Below are 4,722 nucleotides of genomic sequence, written 5' to 3'. Positions count from 1 at the left end.
TTCTGAAGATCGACATAGAAGGTGCCGAGGATGTTGTATTAAGAGATTGTTCTGATAAACTTGGCGAAGTAAATAATATTTTCTTTGAATATCATAACGATCTTAGCAAAACTCAGACACTTCACCAACTGCTTCAGTTAGTTAAAGATCAGGGCTTTCATTATTATATTAAAGAATCGTATACCCGCCAAAGACCATTTATTGATTCCGAGCTGATTTGTGAGGCTTTTGATATGGCGATCAATGTGTTTTGTTATAAAAATATTCGCTAAACTTCTAAGCATTTATTTGAGTCGGCCTTCTATTAAACTGAATTATCTAGTGCAGATCTTTTTCCTTCCAATTATTAGCTACCGTCACTACTACTTTATCGCTGGTGCATTTTGAGATATTTATATAAGAAAACAAGGCTGGAGAAAATGTTTTTTGGCTTTTTGGATGGGAAAAAAAGCTTCTTGTCTCTTAGCAAGTTGAAGTATAAGGATTTCAATAAGGGATTCTTTTTTTCGACTAAGTTGGTACGTAACCTTGTTATGAAATCTCGGTCAGCATTTTCCAGGTTCGTGTAGCCCGAGAATAATTCTAACTGTTTGGTTAAGTTTTTTTTTGCGACTTCTTTATTGTTCGAGAGCGATGTCTTTTGGATAACGGAATCCGCATGTACTCGGTATTTTGTCAGAACTTGATCCAGATAGCCTAATTTATGATGATAAAGTGCAATAAAACTTATCCACCAATCATAAAATCCTCTCTCAGGTATCGGGAAAATTTTCTCTTTCAGTTCCCTGCGAAATAGACAAGCGTGGCCTGTTACAAAATTTTCAAACAAGATGGTTTTATAGTCGTGCTGAAAGTGAAAATGTGGCAGCAACTGTTCCCCGGTTAACTCATCATTTATATCAATCATTTCTGAATTAGAAAAGATCAGCCAATTTTCACCAATATTTTCCAGCAGAGCCTTAATTTTTTCCGGATACCAGATATCATCCTGGTCTGCAATACAGATGAATTCACCCGTTGTAAGAGAGATGGCTTTTTCGAAATTTCGATTATACCCCAGGTTTGAATCATTAAAAAATAATTTAATGTTAGGATATCTTTCGTGGTAATCCGTCAATATGTCCCTGGTACGATCAGTGGAGTGGTCATCTACAATGATTATCTCAAACGGCGAATGTGTTTGGTTTAAGATACTGTCTAATTGCTTTGTAATAAATGTTTCGCCGTTATAAGTACACAGAGCTACAGAAACAGGAGATTTCAACATATAGTTAATTGACTGTACTTCCTATGAATTGTCATCGAATGTAAAATTATTGAGAAATGCTTTTGACGCCTGACATTTATATATACCAAAACTATCTTTTCTCATAGCATTAAGTTTCCCCAAATATCCCCTGTGACCGCTCTTGTAAATGGAAAGGTGCTTGATTAGAAAATAAAACAATTCGAATGAAAAGAACTTTCCGATCCTGCCTTTTTGTAGATTGATCAGTCTATCAATAGTGAGCCGCAGCTGATCATTGATAAAAGGTGCTTGATTCAAGGTTCTCAATATCTGAAGTGAGACAGCTAATTTCCTCAATTTTTTATAGCGTTTAACAGGCCTTGTATCCGTTTTATACATTTTTCGGCTTTGTTCTTCTAAAACCGTCTGATTTGAATCATGTATCCTATAGTGTACCAATGGCTTTTCGATATAGTCAAGTCCATGAAGATTCATACATACAAAAGCCAGCCACCAATCATGATAAATGCCTTGCGGAACAGGCAACGCATGATTTAATACGTCGCGCTTGAGCATTAATGTGTGGCCACCTACGTAATTGTATAGCAATAAGCTTTCAGGATATTTCCCGGATACAAAACGTACCTTATCTGTTAATTTCAACCCCGTGAGCTGACCCGATTTAGTCATAAATGCTGAATTGTGGTATAATCCGGATACGCCCTCCATCCGTTCAACCATAAGCTTTATCTTCTCAGGAAGCCAGATGTCGTCCTGATCGGAAAGAGCTATTAATTCACCCTTACATAGTGACATAGCTTTACTGAAATTTGCTGCGTATCCAAGATTTTCCTGGTTTTTGTAGAATCGTATTCTGGAGTCCTGCAGATATGATGAAATTATAGTGCGGGTATCATCAGTTGAGGCATCGTCTACTATCACAACTTCATAATTGCAATAATCCTGGTTTAATATAGAAACTAGTTGTTCGTCCAGGAATTCAGATCCATTATATGTGCATAATGCTATGGAAACAAACGGTTGGTTTTTTTCTATCATTTTTCGAAATAATCCTCCAGCATGGACGCCGATCGTTTCAAATTAAAATTTTCATTAAGGTACGCATTACCCTTGTTAGCAATGCCGAGTCGTAAACTGTTATTGGTTATAACCTTCAAAAGCGCTGATTTAATAGAGTTGTGATCTTCCGGTTTTACTAGAAGCGCTGTTTGTCCATCAATCGCGTAATCGTGATGCCCCCCGATATCTGTACAAATAACTGCGCAACCGGAAGCCATGGCCTCTGCCGGTGGTAGTGCCCATCCTTCAGTAAGGCTGGGCGATAAGAAAATAGCATTTCGATTATAAAGGCCGACCAAGTCGTTGGGCTTGTGCCGGAAGCTGATCCACGCAGGCAAGTTGCCCGGGTCTCTAAAAATGCTGAAGAGCTCAACCACCAGCTCGGGAACAAGTTCTTTCACTTCCATCAAAGCTTTTAGCCCGAAGGAGGTACCTTTTATTATATCGCTTGAGTATAGCATGCAGATAGAAGCCCTGTTTCTTTCTTGGGGGGGTACTACTATATGGAATTTCTCGAAATCTATTGCATTAGGTAAATACAGAGGTTTTCTCCCGGATATTTTCTCTATTAGACTTATGAGATATTTTGATATTACGATGTGGTGAATTTCAAGCCGATAAGAACTATGCACCAGGTCCTTATTACCCTTCCATATTTCATAGCCCTGAATTAAATTAAATTTCCTGCCTTTAGATGCTGAGAGTCCATTTACCAGATAAGCGACACTCCACCAGGTTGAAAACACAATGTCAGCATCGTCAATATTTCCGTCGTTTATTTCGGTAACGATTTTACTTACAATAGAAGGATGTAGGTTAAACCATACAGGCTTTTCAACTCCACGGAGCTTATATATAACCTTTTTAATATAGGAAGGTACAAAGCTTTTTTTTTCAAACTTTTTTATCGCATGGTAGATGGTAATCTTATATCCTTTGCAGGCTAATTCATTCGCATACTGGTACATTATTTTAACGCCGCCTATCGGCTTGGTTGCCACGAAGGGTAGAATAATGTTTATTTTTTTGCTATTGGTCATCAGTTTTTATGATGCTTTGCATAGAAATAAGCTTACTGTATACTCCATCACGCTTAAACAATTCTTTATGGGAACCAAACTCAACTATCTCTCCCTGATCAAGCACAACTATATTATCCGCATTTTTTATGGTACTAAGCCGGTGAGCAATAACAATGGTTGTCCTATTTTTCATCAGCTTGCTTAAGGCCTCCTGAACTAGTTTTTCGGATTTTGTATCGAGTGCGGATGTTGCTTCATCGAGAAGGAGAATAGATGGGTTGGCAATAACCGCCCTCGCAATGCATATCCGTTGTTTTTGTCCCCCAGATAGTTTCATACCCCGATCACCAATATTCGTATGGTAAGCTTCATCGGTATTTATGATAAATTCATGAGCATTTGCGATCTTAGCTGCAGCTATCACCTCATCTTCGGTCACCGGCCTTCCAAAAGCTATATTATTAAAGATCGTGTCATTGAATAAAATGGCATCCTGATTTACGATTCCCATCAGCGCCCTGACATCGCCCATTTTAATATTTTTAATGTCTATCCCATCTATCGATATTTTCCCGGATTTAGGATCCATAAATCGGGGGAAAAGATCCATCAAGGTCGACTTACCTCCTCCGGAAGGCCCAACAAGTGCAACGGTTTCTCCCTTCTTTATTCTGATGTTAATATTTTTAAGGATAGGCTTCTTGTCATAGTAAAACGAAACATTCTTCACCTCTATTTCATCCTCAAAAGAGGCTTTTGCAAATGCATCAGCTTTGTCAACAATATTTTCAGGAGCGTCAAGCAGTTGAAACACACGCTCGCCTGCTGATATCCCCTGCGTAATGTTTCCAAAAGCTTCTGAAATAGCTTTAGCAGGAGGAATGATTTGAGAAAAAAGTATAATGTATACAATAAATTCCGAGCCGCTAAGATCAGCTCCTTCTTCAAGGATTAGGGTACCGCCATAAAACAGCAGGCATGCAACTGTTATTACACCCAACATTTCAGAAACCGGAGAGGCGAGTAGTGTACGGCGGGCCAGCCTTCTATGTATTTTGCTTGTCCACGTATTAATGCCATTAAACTTCTCCTGCATATACCCCTCGGCATTGAAGGATTTAATGACCTTAACACCACCGAGGCCTTCATCAATAGTTGAAACCAGTATTCCGAGGGATTCCTGAGCAGCTTTTGCGTGTGTTTTGAGCCTCTTTACGATAGTCGTTATAAGTAAACCGGATACAGGTACTAAAATAAGTGCGAAAAGCGTCAGTTTGGAAGATATCATGAAAAGCACAGCAAAGTTCAGAGTTATTGCAATCGGTTCTCTTAAAATTACTTGCAGTGACCGGATAATGGAATCCTGGATAGTTACAACGTCAGACATGAACC

5 protein-coding genes are annotated in these 4,722 nt (G+C 38.8%); 1 reads left to right on the top strand and 4 read right to left on the bottom strand.

Features of this window, described 5'->3' with window-relative positions; translation table 11 throughout:
• Positions 1 to 272: hypothetical protein (locus WKF69_RS06030; protein WP_340380385.1), on the top strand; the 272-nt coding region annotated here is incomplete at its 5' end.
• 95 nt (positions 273 to 367) lie between these two features.
• On the opposite strand, the gene WKF69_RS06025 is transcribed toward WKF69_RS06030, so the two are convergent.
• From WKF69_RS06025 to WKF69_RS06010, 4 genes are all read right to left on the bottom strand, one after another.
• Entirely contained in the window at positions 368 to 1,267 is a 900-nt protein-coding gene (locus WKF69_RS06025) for a glycosyltransferase (protein ID WP_340380383.1), read from the bottom strand.
• Between the two features lie 21 nt (positions 1,268 to 1,288).
• Positions 1,289 to 2,287, bottom strand: a complete 999-nt coding sequence (locus WKF69_RS06020; RefSeq protein WP_340380381.1) for a glycosyltransferase family 2 protein — start codon at positions 2,285 to 2,287, stop codon at positions 1,289 to 1,291.
• Positions 2,284 to 3,348 carry a glycosyltransferase family 4 protein gene (locus WKF69_RS06015; RefSeq protein ID WP_340380379.1) on the bottom strand — a complete coding sequence of 355 codons (1,065 nt, stop codon included), beginning with the start codon at positions 3,346 to 3,348 and terminating at the stop codon, positions 2,284 to 2,286. The genes WKF69_RS06020 and WKF69_RS06015 overlap by 4 nt, the downstream gene beginning before the upstream one ends.
• The coding region (locus tag WKF69_RS06010; RefSeq protein ID WP_340380377.1) for an ABC transporter ATP-binding protein at positions 3,338 to 4,722 on the bottom strand (1,385 nt) is incomplete at its 5' end. The genes WKF69_RS06010 and WKF69_RS06015, both read right to left, overlap by 11 nt.

It is taken from the genome of Daejeonella sp., assembly GCF_037719425.1.
GTDB lineage: Bacteria > Bacteroidota > Bacteroidia > Sphingobacteriales > Sphingobacteriaceae > Daejeonella.
The sequence above is the reverse complement of the archived record's forward strand: the minus strand, read 5'-3'. Positions and strand labels throughout refer to the sequence as shown.

Coding starts and splice junctions, on each gene's coding strand:
- WKF69_RS06015 (WP_340380379.1), bottom strand. CDS start 3,348: ATGACCAATAGCAAAAAAATAAACATTATTCTACCCTTCGTGGCAACC.
- WKF69_RS06020 (WP_340380381.1), bottom strand. CDS start 2,287: ATGATAGAAAAAAACCAACCGTTTGTTTCCATAGCATTATGCACATAT.
- WKF69_RS06025 (WP_340380383.1), bottom strand. CDS start 1,267: ATGTTGAAATCTCCTGTTTCTGTAGCTCTGTGTACTTATAACGGCGAA.